This window comes from Microlunatus parietis (assembly GCF_013407955.1).
GTDB lineage: Bacteria > Actinomycetota > Actinomycetes > Propionibacteriales > Propionibacteriaceae > Microlunatus > Microlunatus parietis.
The window spans coordinates 937,703-953,999 of the sequence record NZ_JACCBU010000001.1 but is presented as its reverse complement, the minus strand read 5'-3'; the positions used below and the strand labels follow the sequence as shown (position 1 = coordinate 953,999).

Below are 16,297 nucleotides of genomic sequence, written 5' to 3'. Positions count from 1 at the left end.
AACCAAGCACGAGCGCGTCCCCCTCGGGCAGCCAGAGTGCGGTGCCGAGCAGCTCGCCGAGCCCGTCGGCCAGCCCGACGCCGAAGCCGGTCGAGCCGTCCAAGGACCTGTCGGCGATCACCGCCTCGGGGGCGTACGGCAAGGAACCCAAGGTCGAGTTCAAGGCGCCGTGGGCGATCAACGAGACGCAGACCAAGGTGCTGGTCGAGGGCAAGGGCGCCAAGGTCGCCGCCGCCGGGCCGGTCGAGGTCAGCTACTACGGCGTTAACGGGCGCACCGGCAAGATGTTCGACGAGTCGTTCAGCAGCGGCAAGCCGATCGCGTTCGACGTCGACCAGGTGATCGCCGGCTTCAAGAAGGGCCTGGTCGGCCAGAAGCAGGGCAGCCGGGTGCTGATCGCGATGCCGGGCAAGGACGGCTACGACGCGTCCGGCGGCACCCAGGACGGCAGCATCCAGGTCGGCGACACGCTGATCTTCGTGGTCGACATCGTGAGCATCCCGCTGACCGGCCCGGAGGGCAAGGCGGTCAAGCCCGCCGCGGGCCTGCCGACGGTCGCGGACAAGGGCGGCAAGCCGGAGATCACGATCCCGAAGTCCGACCCGCCGAAGGAACTCAAGTCCCAGGTCCTGATCGAGGGCACCGGCAAGAAGATCGCCGAGACCGACCAGGTGACGATCAACTACCGCTGGGTCGCCTGGAAGGACGGTCGCCTGCTGGAGGAGACGTACGGCGACAAGCCGGCCACCACCGCGCTGTCCGGCCTGCTGCCCGGCATGGTCAAGGGACTCGCCGGCAAGACCGTCGGCAGCCGGGTGCTGCTGGTCGTCCCGCCGGACCAGGGCTACCCGGACGGCAACGAGAAGCCCAAGATCGAGAAGGGCGAGACGCTGGTGCTCGTGGTCGACCTGCTGTTCAGCCAGGCAGGCCAGTAACGCGACACGTGGCCGCGCCCACAATTCGACATACGGAACATGCAAGTCGCCTATCTGCGGACATGAAGGCGAGCGTGACTGAAGGTATGACCAGGAATGCAGGCGACACAAGAACTCGTCGACGGCTCAAGCTGGCCATCGGCATGGAGCTCCGGTGTCGTTGACAAATGTCTAGCCCTGCTTCGAAGTGCTCGACAACGGCTGACGTATTGGTGGGCATTCTCACTCCTGTCGTTGCGGTCATTGCGGCTGGTGGTGTGGGTGTCATCGGGTTTCGATATGTATCCGATCGCTTCGACTTCGCGGCGCATTACGTCGCGGGCCTCGGCGGCACGATGCTCCTCCTCACGACACTGTGGCTCTGGCGGAGATTCCGATCGAGCCCTTGGCCCGTCGTGATCGTGGTCCTCGGTGCGTGTGCGCTCGGCGTGGGGGCGATGCACGACCATTCCCTTTTCGTTCGAATCGGAAACGGTCACTTCCGTTGATGTTCATCACGAGCATCAACCCGGGCGTGACGACACGATTTTCCTTGATCTCCGTGGGCGCGATCTTCCTGCTGGCCGGGATCATCCGGCCTGGTGCGGCACCGGTGTGATCAGCCAGGGTTCGCGCGGCAGCCTGCTGACCTCGAACCGGCCCAGCAGCACCTCGGGCGTGACAACCTCGCCGCTGCGAGCGAGGTCGAGCGAGGCGGCGATCATGGTCAGCACCTCGGCCGCGCCGATGCCGTGCCGGGCGAGCGTGCTCAGGGTCACCGCGCCGTCCCGCTTGGCCAGCCGGACGCCGTCGGCGTTCAGCGCCAGAGGTACGTGAGCGTAGGTCGGCACCGCCACGCCGAGCAGCCGCGCGATCCGGGCCTGGGCCGGGGTCGCGTCGAGCAGGTCGTCGCCGCGGACCACCTGGTCGACGCCTGTGTCGGCATCGTCCACCACGACCGCGAGCTGATAGGCCGTGCCGCCGTCGTTGCGCCGCAGCACCACGTCGTCGACCTCGCCGGTGATGGTGCCGTGCAGTAGGTCGGTCGCGGTCTCGGTGCCGCCGCCGCGGAGCCGGATCGCCGGCGCCCGGCGCTGGCGTCGCATCGCGCGTTCGGCCTCGGTGAGGTCCCGGCAGGTGCCCGGATAGCGGCCCGGCATCCCGTGCGGCGCGGAGACCGCCTCGGCGATCTCGCGGCGGGTGCAGAAGCATTCGAAGGTGTACGGCAGCAGGGCGGTCAGCGCCTCCGCGTAGCGCTCCTGCCGGGTCGACTGGACCAGCGGCACGCCGTCGAAGGTGAGCCCCAGTGCGGCAAGATCAGCGGCCTGTTGCTCCGCGTACCCGGGCCGGACCCGGCTCTGGTCCAGATCCTCGAACCGGAGCAGGAACCGGCGCCCGGTGGACCGGGCGAACAGCCAGGCCAGCACCGCCGTGCGCAGATTACCCAGGTGCAGTTCGCCCGTCGGGCTGGGAGCATAGCGACCGGCGGACACCCCGCCGACTCTAGTGGGGGTTGGGCACTCGATGATCGAACCGCGGCTGCTGGGTGAGCTCGGTCTCGATCATGGTGCGCGCCTCGAACCGATCCGGGAGCGGCCCGGTCACGGGGTCTTCCGGGTTCATGATCCGCACGGTTCGTCTGTCCTCAAGGTGTGGATGAAGCAATCGCCGGAGATCGCCAACTACCGGTTGCTGCAGCGTCTCGGTGTACCGACCGTGCGGGTGATCGCAGCCACGAGCACCGCCCTGCTGCTGGAGGACCTCGGCGGCGGCGAGCGGCGGTTGGCCCGCGCGGATGATCTTGCTGACCCGGCCGTGATCACCGCGCTCGCGACCTGGTACCGACGGCTGCACGACGCCGGCTCCGCACCCGGCGACTGGGCCGTGCCGTGGGAGCACGACCACCTGACCGTGGATGCCCTGCGCAGCACCGGCAGACGGCTCGGACTTGATCATGAACCCGCTTGGAACACGGCGGTCGAGTCCCTGGACGGATTGCTGGCCGCCGCACGCCGGCTCCCGCAAACCCTGGTCCACAACGACTTCCACGTCACCAACCTCGCCCTCGCGCGGGGCGAAGCGATCATGATCGACTTCGAGTTGCTGCGCACCGGCACCCGGGCCGGCGACCTGAGGAACGTGACCAGCCAGTTGGAGCCCTCCGCCCGCGAGACGTTCCTGGCGAGCTACGGTCCGGTCCCGACCGAGGAACAGGTGATCGACGCCCCGCTCGCCGTCCTGGGAGCGCTTGCACACTTCTGCGGCGACGCCGCCCGCCTCCCGCGCTGGACCCGGCTCCTGGTCGCCGAGGTCCGGGACGGCACCCTCGCCCGCAAACTCGCTGCCGTAGCGGACCTCCGCCGAACCACTCGCCTCGATCGCGTACTCGACGAGGAGTTGGCTCGCTGTGCCGAGGCGCTGGACCGGCTCGGTCCATGATCTGCGCTGCGCTGACCGTCCATGTTCTCGCGTCGCCTTGGCGGGTCGCCGTCGAGTGGTGAGCTATCGACGTGGTTTCGCGCGAGCAGCGTCGACAACTCACCCTCGAATCAGGACGCTTCGGCCACGCGGGCGGGTGACCGGAACCGAACACGAACCTGCCGCGCGCCGGGTCGTCCGCCAACGCGTCGGTCGCCCGAGCACCCTCCTCGACGCGCCGACCAGTCAATTCAGCAGCGACACGCTCCTTCGACAGGCTCAGGACTGGCTACCGCTGCTTTTGTGACCGGTCGGCGGAATTGGGTGGGCCGGAGCTGGCTCGGACCTGGAGGGTCATCGGGAGCCGTACGCCCTGTTGCAGTTCCCGGAGCCGGTCCGGCGTCGGCTCCAGGAGGTAGTCGATCAGCTGCTCGGCCATCGCACCGAGGGGAGAGGCCAGCGTGGTCACCGCCGGGACGAAGCGGGCGGCCTCGGGGATGTCGTCGAAGCCGACCACGCTCAACTGTTCCGGGACCCGCAGGCCGGCGCCGAGCGCGGCACCGATCAGCCGGGTGGCCAGGTCGTCGTGCGAGGCGACGATCCCGGTCGGCGGCTCGGGCCGGTCGAGCAGCCGCCAGAGCGCGGCCGCAGCCCCCTCCGCCGAGGAGTCGCACCGCTCCACCGGGCCGGCGGAGAGCCCGGCCGCGGCGAGCCCCTCCTGGAAACCGATCTCTCGCTCGACCGCGGCCAGGGCGCTGATCGAGCTGACGAAGGCCAGCCGCCGGTGCCCGAGCGAGACCAGGTGCTCGGTCGCGGCCAGGGCGGCGGCCCGGTGGTCGGCGGTGATCCACGGGGTGTCGGGCTGCGGTTGGTGGGCCGGGTCGATCAGCACGTACGGCAGCGCGTTCTGCTCCAGCCAGTCCGCCTCCCGCTCATCCAGGTCGATCACCGCCAGCACCACGCCGCGGGACTGCCGCCGCGAGATCAGCGCCAGCCAGTTCGCCCCGGCGTCGCGGTTGGTCAGCACGATCGACACCGACCGGCGCGCGGCAGCTTCGTCGAGGGCCCGGAACAGCGCGGCCAGGTAGGCCGACTTGAAGTTCGGCACCACCAGGTCGATCAGCTGCGGCGTGCGCCGGTCGACCAGCTTGATCTCGTACCCGGCGGCCTCGAGCAGTGGCTGCACCAGCCGCCGGGTCTCCGGCGAGACGTTGGAGCGGGCGTTCAGCACCCGGGACACGGTGGACACGGACACCCCGGCCCGGCGGGCGATCGTCTCCAGCTTGGCGGACGGCTGCGCCCTGGCGGCCGCGGCCCGGCGCTGCTTCGTCATCGGCCCTCCACTCGGCCAGGGTACGGGTTGCACCGTGGAATTTGCATGACCTTGACCCGGCTCCGGCCACCTTTATAGAAAGCGGTTACCGAGCCAACGCTGTCCCGGGTGGCGACGAGAGAGGAACGGGTCGATGACGACTGAACTGAGGACGGGCCTGTCCCGCCGCACTCTGCTCCGGCTGTCCGCGAGCGCCGGCGTGACGGCGGCCCTGGCGGCGACCGGCTGCAACCGCTTCGGCGGTGGCGGCCCGGCCACCTCGGCGGGAGAGATCAACTTCGTCTGGTGGGGCGACGCGGCCCGGGCCGCGTCGACCCAGGCGCTGCTGGACCTCTATACGAAGGAGAATCCGGGCACGACCCTGCGCACGGAATATCAGGACAGCGGGCCGTACGCCGACAAGCTGGCCACCCGGTTCGCCGCCGGCGACGTGCCGGACCTGTTCGCGCAGCGGCGGGATTCACTGCGGGAGTACGCCGACCGCGGTGCGCTGCTCGACCTGCGCGAGCACCTGGATCTGCTCGCGCTCGATGGCGTACCGGAGACGATCCAGCAGATCGGCGTCGTCGGCGAGTCGATGTACGGCATCCCGGCCGGGCTGAACGCCGTCGGGTTCGTGATCAACACGACACTGGCGGAGAAGTTCGGCGTGTCCATCCCGGACGGCGACACCTGGTCCTGGGACGACTACTTCGCCATGGCGGCCGCGATCACCAAGGCCTCCGGCAAGAAGGTGTACGGCGGCGATCTCGACTTCGGCACGCTGCAGAACGTCGTCGTCTTCGTCCGCCAGACCGGCGAGGAGCTGTACAACCCGGACGACACGCTCGGCGTCTCGACCAAGACGATGACCGACTGGTTCTCGCTCTCGGTGGACCAGCGCAGGACCGGCGCGCTGCCGCCGGCCGGCTTCGTCGAGGCGCTCGGCGGCGGCGCCGAGCAGTCGTACCTGGCCAAGGGCACGATCGCCTCGCAGGTGATCCCGACCAACAACCTGAAGGCGTACAACAAGGCCGCGGGCGGCAAGCTGCAGCTGAACCGGATGCCGGGCGAGGTGCAGGGGAAGCGGCGCGGGATGTCGATCGACACGGCGATGTACTGGTCGGTCGGCTCGAAGTCGAAGAACATCGACGGCGGCCTGAAACTGCTCGACTTCATCACCAACAGCATCGAGGGCAACAAGGCGGTCGGGCCGACCCGCGGCGTGCCGGCCAGCACGGTCGTCGCCGAGGCGATCGCGGATTCGCTGGACCCGGATGACAAGACGTCGGTCGACTACATCACCGGCCTGAGCAAGGAACAGTTGCCCGAGTCGCGGCCGGACCCGATCGGGGGCTCCGAGATCGCCGACCTGATCGCCAACCTGGCCACCGAGGTGATGTTCGAGCGGGTCGCGCCGGCCGAGGCGGCCAAGCAGTTCACCGACGGGGCGGCCAAGATCCTCAAGGCTGACAACTCATGACCGCCGCACCGATGACCCTCCGACGGCGGGGCCGGCGCTGGGACTGGTCCGGGTACGTGTTCCTGCTGCCGTGGTTCGCCGGGATGCTGTTCACGGTCGTCCCGTTCGGGGCTTCGCTCTATCTGTCCTTCACCGACTACAACCTGCTCAGCGCACCGCGCTGGGTCGGCCTGGACAACTTCGTCGGCATGATCAACGACGAGCGACTCCGGGCGTCGCTGGTGGTGACCTTCGTCTACACGTTCGTCAGCGTGCCGCTGTCGCTGGTGGCGGCCCTGGTCGTCGCCCTCTTGTTGAACAAGGGGATCAGGGGCCTGCCGATCTACCGGGCCGTGTTCTACCTGCCGTCGCTGCTCGGCGGAAGTGTGGCGATCGTCATGCTGTGGCGGCAGGTCTTCGGCACCAACGGGATCGTCAACGGTTTCCTCGGGCTGTTCGGCATCCAGGGCCCGAGCTGGGTGTCGGACCCGCAGACCGCGCTGTCGGTGCTGATCATGCTCAACATCTGGACGTTCGGCGCGCCGATGGTGATCTTCCTGGCCGGGCTGCGCCAGGTGCCCCTGATGTACTACGAGGCGGCCGCCGTCGACGGGGCTTCCCGCTGGCACCAGTTCCGGTCGATCACGCTGCCGCTGATCAGCCCGATCATCTTCTTCAATCTGGTGCTGTCCGTGATCGGCTCGCTGCAGACGTTCACCCAGGGATACGTGATGAGCAACGGGTCCGGCGGTCCGGCCAACTCGACCCTGTTCTACAACCTGTACCTCTACATCCAGGGGTTCAACCAGTTCAACATGGGCTACGCGTCCGCGATGGCCTGGCTGTTGTTGATCATCGTCGCCGTGTTCACCGGCATCAACTTCCTGGCCCAGCGGTTCTGGGTCTTCTACGAGAGCTGAGTCCTGATGGCCACGATCATGATCAAGGAGCCGCGGGCCCGGGCCCGCCGGCCGGAGTCCGACCTCGCCCACGTCGAGCGGTTGGGCAGCAACCGGGGGACCCGGTTCTTCCGGCACGTCGCGCTCTGCGCGATCGGCGCGGTGATGATGTATCCCTTGCTGTGGTTGCTGTCCAGCTCGTTCAAGGAAGACACCGAGATCTTCACCAACCTCGGCCTGTGGTCCACCGATTGGCGGCTGGACAACTACGTCGAAGGCTGGAACGCGCTGCAGTATCCGTTCGACCTCTACCTGGTGAACTCGCTGATCATCGCCGTGCTGACCATCGTCGGCAACCTGCTGTCCTGCGCGATGGCCGCGTACGCGTTCTCCCGGCTCGAGTTCCCGGGCCGGCGGATCTTCTTCGCGCTGATGCTGGGCACGCTGATGCTGCCGGGGCACGTGCTGCTGATCCCGCAGTACGTGCTGTTCTCCTCGCTGGGCTGGCTGAACACGTACCTGCCGCTGGTGGTGCCGAACTTCCTGGCCAGCAACGCGTTCTTCATCTTCCTCATGGTGCAGTTCATGCGGGCGCTGCCGCGGGAGCTGGACGACGCGGCGCGGCTGGACGGGTGCGGTTCGTTCCGGACGTTCTGGCGGATCATCGTGCCGCTCTGCACGCCGGCGTTCGCGACGACGGCGATCTTCACGTTCATCTCGACCTGGAACGAGTTCTTCTCGCCGCTGCTCTACCTGACCGACGCCGAGCTGTACACGGTGCCGCTGGCGCTGCGGCAGTTCATCGACTCGGAGGGGCAGAGCTCGTGGGGTCAGATGTTCGCGATGTCGGTGGTCTCGCTGGCCCCGATCATCGGCTTCTTCATCGCCGGCCAGAAGTATCTGGTCAAGGGCATCGCGACGACGGGACTGAAGTGACCGCTTCCTTGATCATCGACGGCGTGCCGGTCGCCGACTACCGCACCGGCGACGACCTGCCGGCCGACCTGGCGCCGCGGCCCCACCTCCATCCGGTACGGACCCGCGCCGGACTCGTCCTGACCGCCGAGCGCCCGGCCGATCACCGGCACCACCTCGGTCTCTCGCTGGCCGTGTCCGACGTGAACGGCGACAACTACTGGGGCGGCCGGTCCTTCCGGCGGGGGCAGGGTTCGCTGCCGCTGGACAACCACGGCCGGCAGCTCCGCCGTACGGTTCGGATCACCGAGACCGCGATCGAGGAGCGGCTGGACTGGCAGGACCGGGCCGGGGAGGTGGTGATCACCGAGCAGCGGATGATCACCGCGCGGCCGCTCGACGAGGAGTCCTGGTCTCTGGACTGGTCCAGTGAGTTGCGCGCCGAACGTCCGGTGCGGATCGCCTCGTCGGCTGTCAACGGCCGACCTGGCGCCGGCTACGGCGGCATCTTCTGGCGGTTCCCCGACGTCGGGAGGACCGAGGTGACCAGTCCGCTGGGCGACGGAGCGGAGGCGATCCACGAGCGGCGGGCGACCTGGATCGCGGTCCGCCACCAGGCGCCGGACGGTCGCTCCGGGACCGTCGTGCTGACCGAGCCGGGCAGCCGGGATCCCTGGTTCGTCAGGGATTCCGGCTATGTCGGCTGCTGCCCGGCGCCGGCGTCGACGGCCGCGGTCGAGCTGGCCCCCGGCGAGGTGCTGCAATGCCGGCTCGGCGCCGTCGTGCTGGACGGCTGGCACACCGACCCGGAACTGCTCACCGGCCGCCTGGTCCGGGCCGGCTCATGATCACGTACCGGAACCCGATCCTGGACGCGGACTGGCCCGATCCCGATGTGATCCGGGTCGGCGACACGTTCTATCTGGTGGCGTCGAGCTTCAACCGGGCGCCCGGCCTGCCGCTGCTGGCGTCCCCCGATCTGATCAACTGGGAACCGATCGGGCACGCCCTCGCTGCCGTACCGCCGCATGATCATTACCGGCTGCCGCGGCACGGCGGGGGAGTCTGGGCACCGGCGCTGCGCCATCACGACGGTCGGTTCTGGATCTGCTACCCGGATCCCGATCATGGCATCTTCATGATCACCGCGGAGCGGGCCGAGGGTCCCTGGTCGGAGCCGCAGCTGCTCTATCCCGGCCGCGGCCTGATCGACCCGTGCCCGTTCTGGGACGAGGACGGGCAGGCGTACCTGGTGCACGGCTGGGCGGCCAGCCGGGCCGGGATCAACAACCGGGTCTCGCTCTGCCCGATCAGCCCGGACGGCACTCGGGTTCTCGGCCCGAGCCGGACCGTGATCGACGGTGATCAACTCCACGGCTATCGGACCCTGGAGGGGCCGAAGCTGTATCGCCGCGACGGCTGGTATCTGATTTTCGCGCCGGCCGGCGGGGTCACCGACGGCTGGCAGTCGGTGTTCCGCTCCCGGTCGATCTGGGGACCGTACGAGGATCGGATCGTGCTGGCCCAGGGCGGCACCGACATCAACGGGCCGCACCAGGGAGCCTGGGTGGACACGCCGGCCGGGGAGGACTGGTTCGTCCACTTCTCCGACCGCGGGCCGTACGGACGCGTCGTGCACCTGCAGCCGCTGCGGTGGCGGGCGGACGGCTGGCCGGAGCTGGGCCGGACCGGCGAACCGGTCCGGGAGCATCCGGCTCCGGCCGGCCTGACGCCGGGCTCGGACGGCCTCGCCCGCTCGGACGACTTCAGGAGCACCCGGCTCGGACTGCTCTGGCACTGGCAGGGCAACCCGGACGACGGTTGGGCCGACCTGCGCGGCGACGGGCTGCTCCGGCTGCCCGGGTACGGCGACGATCCGGGCAACCTGCGCGACCTGCCCCGGGTTCTCGGCCAGACCCTGCCCGGCGGGCCGGGCACCGCGACCGTGCGGCTGCACCTGGACGGGGCCGCCGGAACGCGGGCCGGTCTCGTCGTGCTCGGCGAGCGGTACGCCTGGATCGGGCTGGAACTGACCGGCGACGGACCGCGGCTGGTCTGCCGGACCGGCGGTGCGAGCCCGGTCGAGGAGCCGCTGGCCGACCCGGTGCCTGCCTCGGCGACGGTCGAGTTGCGGGTGGACTGGGACGCCGAAGCCCGGTGCCGGTACGCGTTCCGCTGTGTTGAACGGGACCGGGAGGACACCGGGTCCTGGGTCTTCCTCGACTGTTCCTTCCAAGCCGTTCCGGGCCGCTGGATCGGCGCCGAACTCGGCCTGTTCGCGACCGCGCCGTTCGGCACCGAGCCGGGCGGCACAGCCGCGTTCGCGGCCTTCTGCCACGAGCACCGGGTCAGGCGGGCGGGAAGTGCTTCAGTCGGCGGGCCAGGCTGATCGCGGCGGCGACGCACCAGGCCATGCCGAGCAACCGACCGGCCAGGATCAGGATCGAGGCGTAGTAGATCGCGAGCGAGGCCAGCGAACCGACCGCGATCACCGCAACGACGATCGCGAAGATCCGGACCGGCTTCGACATCCCGGGGATCCTGGACGCCGCAAGGGCGAACAGACCGAGCAGTGCGACGTGCGCGGTGCCGCCGGCGATGAAGTTGGCGGTACGGAACGCGACGACCGCGTCCGGGCTGAGGCCGGCGACGAGCCCGCCGAGCACCAGGGACAGGACGCTGGAGATCACGATGCCGGCCACCGCTGCCGTACCGGCGGCGATCGACCAGCGCCGGGCCGGGCCGTCGGCCGACCGGGTGATCGCGGCGACCGAGGCCACGAACAGGGCGAGGAACGCGACCGAGACAAGCATCAGGATGGCCTGGACCGCGCTCGCCATGGTGTTCTCGATCAACCAGGCCCGGGTCTCCTCGCCGCTCACGTTCGGCTGCGGCGCGGTGCTGGTCGCGAACGAGGAACTGATCGGCCCGGAGATGAGATAGACCAGCACGAAGCCGGCCGCGCCGACCAGGGCCGGGACTGCCCGGCCCACGCCCATTCCGGCGGTGCTGGTGACCGTGTTCGACATGATGGTGCTCCTTGTGGATTCCGTTGTTCTGTTGGGATTCAGCCTGCTCTGGACGGGGCGCGCTGTCGTCCGTCGGAGAACGGGTTTCCGGCTGCGCCACGCTGCGCGATGCCGTACGTCTGCGTACGTAGTGGGCCTCCCGACGGACCGTGACATTTGTCCCTGGTGGCGCGCTGCGAGGTAAGGTACTTCAACCGTAGTGGTTCACCGCCGGAGGAGATTCATGGTCAGCAACCCGGAGCGTCGGATCGCCCTGCTGGACGCGGCGATCGAGACACTCGCCGACGAGGGCGCGCGGGGGCTCACGTTCCGCATGGTCGACGGCCGGGCCGCGGTGCCGATCGGCACCACCTCGAACTACTTCGCCAGCCGGGACGACCTGCTGACCCAGGTGGCCGCCCATCTCTACGTACGGTTCGCGCCGGACCCGGACGAGCTGGACCGGGCCGCCGCGGCATCCACCGTGGACGAGTTGATCATGGTGATGCAGGGCGTGGTGGCCCGGCTGATCGAACGCCGGTCGGTCTATCTGGCGATGCTGGAATTGCGGCTGGAGGCCACCCGACGGCCGGCCTTGCAGGAGATGTTCACCGAACGGGTCCGGGATGATCTTGCTGCCAACGTGGCCGGTCATGCCGCCTCCGGCGCGCCGGGCGACCGGAACACGGTGATCGTCCTCTACGTCGCGCTGGCCGGGTTGATCATCGAGCAGCTGACGCTGCCGGGCGTGCTGGCGGACGAAGGTTCCACCGACGACCTGGTGGCGCTGGTCGTCCGGTCTGTCGCTGGGGATTGAACTCAACCTCACTTCACGTCCTAGCGTGGACACCCTCAGCGGATTCCGACAGTGAGGAATGTCATGCGTGCGGCAGTCGTGGCCGGGCGAACAGTTGAGATTCCCGGCCTGTCCCGGGCCGGATCGGGGCAATCCGTCTGGTAGCGTTCGAGACCCGTCAATCGCACGGGTATTCGAACGAAGGTGACGCTGGATCCGCCCATGACCACCCGCAAGACCGAACGCATCCTGAACCTCACCATCTGCCTGCTGGTATCCGGCCGGTTCGTCTCCAAGGCTCAGATCCGGGAGGCGGTCGAGGCGTACCACGGGCTGAGTGCGGCCGCGTTCGAGCGCACCTTCGAGCGGGACAAGGACGAGTTGCGGGCGCTTGGCGTACCGATCGAGGTGGGCACCTACGACCCGCTGTTCGAGGACGAGCCCGGCTACCGGATCCGGCCGTCGGAGTTCGAGCTGCCGCCGATCGACCTGACCGCCGACGAGGCGGCCGTGGTCGGGGTGGCGGCGCGGGTCTGGCAGCACGCGTCGGTGGCCGAGTCGACGATGAGTGCGATCGCCAAGCTGCGCGCTGCCGGGATCGAGCCGGACACGTCCCAGCTGGCCTCGCTCGAGCCGTCGGTGCAGGCTCAGGAGCCGGCCTTCGAACCGCTCTGGAACGCCGTACTGCAACGGATCCGGATGTCGTTCACCTATCGCGGCGGGGCCCGGCGGACGCTCGAGCCGTGGGGGCTGACCTCCACCAAGGGCCGCTGGTACGTGATCGGCCGGGACACCGACCGGGACGCGGTGCGGATGTTCAAGCTGTCCCGGATCAGCGACGTGCCGCGGCGGGCCTCGAAGCCGGGCGCGTACCAGGTGCCTGATGATCTTGATCTGCGGTCGCTGGCCAAGTCGCTGGCGCCGGCCGAGCCGACCGCGACCGCGCTGGTCGCCCTCCGGCCCGGCAAGGCGCCGGCCCTGTCCCGGCGGGGCGAGCCGGTGGACGTCCGGACCCTGGGCGTCGAGCTGCCGACCGGGTTCGCGGCCTACCGGGTCGGCTATACCGAGCTGAGGTATCTGGCCGAGGAGATCACCCGGTACGCGGCGGACGTGGTGGTGGTCGAGCCGGCCGAGCTGCGGCAGGCCGTGATCGACCAACTGACCGAGGTGGTCGGCACCGTCCGTACCGTCGAGGCCGTGCGATGACCGGCACGTCGCAGAACCAGGTCCGCCGGCTGCTCAGCCTGGTGCCGTATCTGCGCGAGCACGACGGCGTCTCGCTGACCGAGGTGGCGGCCGCGTTCAACGTCAGCGAGGAGACCCTGCGCGGCGACCTCAACGTGCTCTGGATGTGCGGCATGCCGGGCCTGATGCCGGGCGACCTGATCGAGATCGACATGGACGCGGTGGACGGCGAGGGCGTGATCCACCTGTCCAATGCCGACTATCTGACCCGGCCGCTGCGGTTGGCCGCGGACGAGGCGCTGGCCCTGGTGCTGGCGCTGCGGACGCTGCGCGAGGTGGTCGCCGGCACCGACCGGCGGGCGATCGACAGCGCGCTGGTGAAACTGGAGTCGGCGACCGGCAGCGTCACGCCGTCGGACCGGGCCAGCGTCACCGTGACCGCCGCCCGGGAGGAGGTCCAGGACCGGATCGCCGACGCCCTGCGGCGCGGCAAGCGGCTCGACCTCACCTACGACGTGGCGTCCCGGGCCGAGACCACCCGGCGGATGGTCGACCCGCTGCGCGTGTTCGTCCTCGAGGGGTACGGCTATCTGGACGCCTGGTGCTACTCGGCCGGCAGCCTGCGAACGTTCCGGCTGGACCGGATCGCGGGCGTCGAGGTCACCGACATCGACGCCGAACCGCACCCGGGTGTCGTCCTGAAGGATCTGTCGGTCGGCTGGTTCGACGCGCTCAAGGACGCCCCGCTGGTCACCCTGGAACTGCGGCCGTGGGCGACCTGGATCGCCGAGTACTACCCGACCGAATCCGTGGTGCCCCGCGACGACGGCGGAGCCACCGTGACGCTGCGGGTGACCGACCCGGCCTGGCTGCGCGGCCTGCTGCTCCGCCTCGGCGGCGGTGCCCGCGTGATCGCCCCGCCCGACGCCGGCCAGTCCGCCGCCGAAGCCGCCCGCGAGGCGCTTGATCAGTACGCCGCGATCTTCGGGTAAGTCGAAGGGCAGAGGAGTCGCGATGGATCGGGAATGGAGTGTCACCGCAGCGAAGGCCCGGCTCAGCGAGTTGCTCGACCGGGTCATCAGCGACGGGCCGCACATGATCACCAGACGTGGCCGTGCGATTGCCGTGGTGGTCGCAGTCGACGAGTGGCGGCGCAAGTCGAAGCGTTCTGGCAGCCTGGCCGAGTTCTACGCCGCATCACCTCTGCGGGTTACCGGCTTCGAGATCGAGCGGCCCGGAGAATCGCACCGCGATCTCGCGCTCTAAGTCGCCTGTCACAAATCTGCAACGGAACGGCCTGGTTTTTGCCGGTCGTGGCGTTGGGGCGGCGTTGCATTGCAGATTTGTGACAGGTGGGTTCAGTCGGCTCGATTTCTGGCGAGGGTGCGCCGGATCGACCGCAGCACCCAGTCGGGTTCCTCAGTGAGTTGCGGCCAGGTCGCGTGAAGAACAGTCCAGCCGGCGGCTGGTCGACCGCCGAACGCCCTGCATGATCTGTTGCGAAGGGCCCGGATCGATGGCTGGGTTGGCAATGCCACGGTCGGGGTCGGCGGGGTGCTTTATGTCGCGGACCTGGTGTTTCGCGAGGCGCGCGTCGTGGTCGAGGTCGACGGGTATGAGTTTCATCGGTCCGAGGAACAGTTCCACGGGGACCGGCACAAGTGGACCGACCTCGCCGTTGAGCCAGCGGCGGCGTAGCTCGTTGTTGCGGCGGCGCGGCGTCTGGGCGAGCGCGTCGTCCAGATCGTCGAGGGTGAGGAGTCGGGTACGCCGGACCCGTTCGACCGCGGCGCCGTGGTCGGTGAGCGCGAGGTCGAGAGCGGTCAGTTCCGGTGCCGTGATCCGGATGCCGTCGAAGGTGCGGACCAGCGGCCGCGGGATCGTCTCCTGCACCAGTTCGAATCCTGACGGTGCGGTGCGTTTGCGGGGGAGGGCGGCGGTGATCACCGGGACGGCAGGTCGGGCCAGAAGGTGAGTCGGGCGGCGGCCCAGCGGGTCAGGACGAGGTCGTCGTCCCAGCTGGCGAGGGCGCGGAGCCGGACGTCGAGCCGGTCGACCGCTTCGGGTGGGGCAAGCACGCCGGGCAGCACGGCGGCCAGTCGGCCGCGTTCGACGAGTCGGTGCAGGGTGCGCCGGTGGTCGGGGTGGCAGCGCAACGCGTTCACGCCACGGCCCTGGGTGAGCAGGGCGTCGAGCGGATTCCGTACCTGCATCCGCTGATCATGCAGGCCCAGCCATGATCACGGCGGCGGGGCCGTGCTGGCGCGCAAGATCAACTCGGGGACCAGGGAGACCTGGTAGCCGGGGCGTTGCTCGTGGGAGCGGCGGCCCCGGCTGCGCAGCCGGTCGACGACGGTCTCCACGGCCATCGCGCCGATCCAGCGGCGGCGGGGCGTGACGGCGCTGAGGACGGGGTCGGGGCCGACCCGGACGCCGTCGTACGACAGCAGGGAGACCTGGTCCGGCACGGCGATGCCGGCGGCATCCAGGCGGCGGTAGAGCTCGAGCGCCTCCCAGTCGGCGTGCGCGAAGATCGCCGTCGCAGCTCCGGTACGGCAGCGCTCGACCACCTCGGCCAGCAGCGGCTGCCAGACGGACGGTTCGGGCTCCAGCGTGTCCGGATCGACCGGCACGGCGTGCACCTCGACCGGGCATCCGGGGCTCAGTTCGGCGGCGGCGTACTCGAGGCCGCGGAGCAGCGGAACGGCGGTCGCCGTGCTGCGGACCAGGCAGAGCACGGAGCGGTGGCCGAGGCCGGCCAGATGGCGCAGCCCGATCCCGGCGCCGGCGTGGTGGTCGGAGCAGACGTGGTCGATCTGGTCGGAGTCCGCGGTGTCGGAGTTGAACCGGTCCGGGTGCCAGGGCCGTTCGATCACGACTGTGGTCAGGCCGAGCGCGCGCAGTTGGTGGTAGCCGTGGCCGCGGTAGTCGACGGTCGCGACCAGCCCGTCCAGCCGCACCTCGCCGAGCCGGTGCAGGGCCGCGGTCTCCAGGTCCTCCCGGTAGGCGTAGGTGCCGACAACGAGCCGTACGTTGAGCGCCGCGGCGGCCGCCTCCGCCCCGGCGATGACCTCCTCGTAGTAGTAGTCGCCGACCGGCAGCAGCAGGCCGATCCGGAGCCCAGGTGCCGCCGTTCCCGGCTCGGCGCTGACCAGTCCGCCGTACACCCGCCGGCCGGTGGGCAGCTGGTCGGCGAGCCAGTCCAGGTCGCGCTGCACGGTCCGCTCGCTGACTCCGAGACGCTCGGCCAGCTCGGCCGTCCGGACCGATCCGCGGCGGGCGAACTCGCGCCGGATCGCCGCGCGGCGCTGCTCGGCCAGACCCCCGGTCACCCCGCTCAGCCTAGATGATCTTGTCGGGTTGTGTCGGTTCCGTTGCCGCCCGGCCG

Annotated in this window: 17 protein-coding genes; 11 read left to right on the top strand and 6 right to left on the bottom strand. The window is 69.7% G+C overall.

Annotated elements, in window-relative coordinates; all coding sequences use genetic code 11:
• Positions 1-41 precede the first annotated feature (41 nt).
• Entirely contained in the window at positions 42-935 is an 894-nt protein-coding gene (locus BKA15_RS36245) for an FKBP-type peptidyl-prolyl cis-trans isomerase (protein ID WP_312878820.1), read from the top strand.
• Positions 936-1,504: 569 nt separating this feature from the next.
• Here the strand turns inward: BKA15_RS36245 and gluQRS are convergent.
• Positions 1,505-2,407, bottom strand: a complete 903-nt coding sequence (gene gluQRS / locus BKA15_RS04560; protein WP_179748487.1) for a tRNA glutamyl-Q(34) synthetase GluQRS — start codon at positions 2,405-2,407, stop codon at positions 1,505-1,507.
• A gap of 163 nt (positions 2,408-2,570) precedes the next feature.
• On the opposite strand from gluQRS, the gene BKA15_RS04555 reads away from it, so the two are divergent.
• Positions 2,571-3,353 carry a phosphotransferase gene (locus BKA15_RS04555; protein ID WP_179748485.1) on the top strand — a complete coding sequence of 261 codons (783 nt, stop codon included), beginning with the start codon at positions 2,571-2,573 and terminating at the stop codon, positions 3,351-3,353.
• 268 nt (positions 3,354-3,621) lie between these two features.
• Here BKA15_RS04555 and BKA15_RS04550 read toward each other — a convergent pair whose 3' ends face one another.
• Positions 3,622-4,665, bottom strand: a complete 1,044-nt coding sequence (locus BKA15_RS04550) for a LacI family DNA-binding transcriptional regulator (protein WP_179748482.1) — start codon at positions 4,663-4,665, stop codon at positions 3,622-3,624.
• A gap of 133 nt (positions 4,666-4,798) precedes the next feature.
• On the opposite strand from BKA15_RS04550, the gene BKA15_RS04545 reads away from it, so the two are divergent.
• The 5 genes from BKA15_RS04545 to BKA15_RS04525 are packed head-to-tail and all read left to right on the top strand — an operon-like array spanning position 4,799 to position 10,309.
• Complete coding sequence (locus tag BKA15_RS04545; protein WP_179748480.1) at positions 4,799-6,127, top strand: ABC transporter substrate-binding protein; 1,329 nt, start codon at positions 4,799-4,801, stop codon at positions 6,125-6,127.
• The gene (locus BKA15_RS04540) at positions 6,124-7,026 is read left to right on the top strand and encodes a carbohydrate ABC transporter permease (protein ID WP_179748478.1); all 903 of its coding nucleotides are present in this window, start codon (positions 6,124-6,126) and stop codon (positions 7,024-7,026) included. The genes BKA15_RS04545 and BKA15_RS04540 overlap by 4 nt, the downstream gene beginning before the upstream one ends.
• 6 nt (positions 7,027-7,032) lie before the next feature.
• The gene (locus BKA15_RS04535; RefSeq protein WP_246322258.1) at positions 7,033-7,941 is read left to right on the top strand and encodes a carbohydrate ABC transporter permease; all 909 of its coding nucleotides are present in this window, start codon (positions 7,033-7,035) and stop codon (positions 7,939-7,941) included.
• Positions 7,938-8,768: a DUF6807 domain-containing protein gene (locus tag BKA15_RS04530; protein WP_179748476.1), complete on the top strand. Its 831-nt coding sequence runs from the start codon at positions 7,938-7,940 to the stop codon at positions 8,766-8,768. The genes BKA15_RS04535 and BKA15_RS04530 overlap by 4 nt, the downstream gene beginning before the upstream one ends.
• On the top strand, positions 8,765-10,309 hold the full coding sequence (locus tag BKA15_RS04525; protein WP_179748474.1) for a glycoside hydrolase family 43 protein: 1,545 nt from the start codon (positions 8,765-8,767) through the stop codon (positions 10,307-10,309). The genes BKA15_RS04530 and BKA15_RS04525 overlap by 4 nt, the downstream gene beginning before the upstream one ends.
• On the opposite strand, the gene BKA15_RS04520 is transcribed toward BKA15_RS04525, so the two are convergent.
• A complete protein-coding gene (locus BKA15_RS04520; RefSeq protein ID WP_179748472.1) occupies positions 10,269-10,949 on the bottom strand; it encodes a hypothetical protein in 681 nt (226 codons plus the stop codon). The two genes, BKA15_RS04525 and BKA15_RS04520, sit on opposite strands and share 41 nt — an antisense overlap.
• Before the next feature lie 223 nt (positions 10,950-11,172).
• On the opposite strand from BKA15_RS04520, the gene BKA15_RS04515 reads away from it, so the two are divergent.
• From BKA15_RS04515 to BKA15_RS04500, 4 genes are all read left to right on the top strand, one after another.
• Positions 11,173-11,745, top strand: coding sequence for a TetR/AcrR family transcriptional regulator (locus BKA15_RS04515; protein ID WP_179748470.1), 573 nt, complete (start codon positions 11,173-11,175; stop codon positions 11,743-11,745).
• Between the two features lie 201 nt (positions 11,746-11,946).
• On the top strand, positions 11,947-12,930 hold the full coding sequence (locus tag BKA15_RS04510) for a helix-turn-helix transcriptional regulator (protein ID WP_179748468.1): 984 nt from the start codon (positions 11,947-11,949) through the stop codon (positions 12,928-12,930).
• Positions 12,927-13,901, top strand: a complete 975-nt coding sequence (locus BKA15_RS04505) for a helix-turn-helix transcriptional regulator (RefSeq protein WP_179748466.1) — start codon at positions 12,927-12,929, stop codon at positions 13,899-13,901. The genes BKA15_RS04510 and BKA15_RS04505 overlap by 4 nt, the downstream gene beginning before the upstream one ends.
• A gap of 22 nt (positions 13,902-13,923) precedes the next feature.
• The gene (locus BKA15_RS04500) at positions 13,924-14,175 is read left to right on the top strand and encodes a type II toxin-antitoxin system Phd/YefM family antitoxin (RefSeq protein ID WP_179748464.1); all 252 of its coding nucleotides are present in this window, start codon (positions 13,924-13,926) and stop codon (positions 14,173-14,175) included.
• A 153-nt stretch (positions 14,176-14,328) separates the two neighbouring features.
• On the opposite strand, the gene BKA15_RS37465 is transcribed toward BKA15_RS04500, so the two are convergent.
• Genes BKA15_RS37465 through BKA15_RS04485 form a run of 3 tightly spaced genes read right to left on the bottom strand, consistent with a single transcriptional unit; the run spans position 14,329 to position 16,241 of the window.
• Entirely contained in the window at positions 14,329-14,856 is a 528-nt protein-coding gene (locus BKA15_RS37465) for a hypothetical protein (protein ID WP_246322257.1), read from the bottom strand.
• On the bottom strand, positions 14,853-15,122 hold the full coding sequence (locus BKA15_RS04490; RefSeq protein WP_179748460.1) for a hypothetical protein: 270 nt from the start codon (positions 15,120-15,122) through the stop codon (positions 14,853-14,855). The genes BKA15_RS37465 and BKA15_RS04490 overlap by 4 nt, the downstream gene beginning before the upstream one ends.
• A gap of 27 nt (positions 15,123-15,149) precedes the next feature.
• Positions 15,150-16,241, bottom strand: a complete 1,092-nt coding sequence (locus BKA15_RS04485) for a substrate-binding domain-containing protein (RefSeq protein ID WP_179748458.1) — start codon at positions 16,239-16,241, stop codon at positions 15,150-15,152.
• Positions 16,242-16,297: the final 56 nt, after the last annotated feature.

Excerpts from the sequence above, each read along its gene's own strand:
- BKA15_RS04555 (WP_179748485.1), top strand. The coding sequence starts at position 2,571 with ATGAAGCAATCGCCGGAGATCGCCAACTACCGGTTGCTGCAGCGTCTC.
- BKA15_RS04550 (WP_179748482.1), bottom strand. The coding sequence starts at position 4,665 with ATGACGAAGCAGCGCCGGGCCGCGGCCGCCAGGGCGCAGCCGTCCGCC.
- BKA15_RS04545 (WP_179748480.1), top strand. The coding sequence starts at position 4,799 with ATGACGACTGAACTGAGGACGGGCCTGTCCCGCCGCACTCTGCTCCGG.
- BKA15_RS04540 (WP_179748478.1), top strand. The coding sequence starts at position 6,124 with ATGACCGCCGCACCGATGACCCTCCGACGGCGGGGCCGGCGCTGGGAC.
- BKA15_RS04535 (WP_246322258.1), top strand. The coding sequence starts at position 7,033 with ATGGCCACGATCATGATCAAGGAGCCGCGGGCCCGGGCCCGCCGGCCG.
- BKA15_RS04525 (WP_179748474.1), top strand. The coding sequence starts at position 8,765 with ATGATCACGTACCGGAACCCGATCCTGGACGCGGACTGGCCCGATCCC.
- BKA15_RS04520 (WP_179748472.1), bottom strand. The coding sequence starts at position 10,949 with ATGTCGAACACGGTCACCAGCACCGCCGGAATGGGCGTGGGCCGGGCA.
- BKA15_RS04515 (WP_179748470.1), top strand. The coding sequence starts at position 11,173 with ATGGTCAGCAACCCGGAGCGTCGGATCGCCCTGCTGGACGCGGCGATC.
- BKA15_RS04510 (WP_179748468.1), top strand. The coding sequence starts at position 11,947 with ATGACCACCCGCAAGACCGAACGCATCCTGAACCTCACCATCTGCCTG.
- BKA15_RS04505 (WP_179748466.1), top strand. The coding sequence starts at position 12,927 with ATGACCGGCACGTCGCAGAACCAGGTCCGCCGGCTGCTCAGCCTGGTG.
- BKA15_RS04500 (WP_179748464.1), top strand. The coding sequence starts at position 13,924 with ATGGATCGGGAATGGAGTGTCACCGCAGCGAAGGCCCGGCTCAGCGAG.
- BKA15_RS04490 (WP_179748460.1), bottom strand. The coding sequence starts at position 15,122 with ATGCAGGTACGGAATCCGCTCGACGCCCTGCTCACCCAGGGCCGTGGC.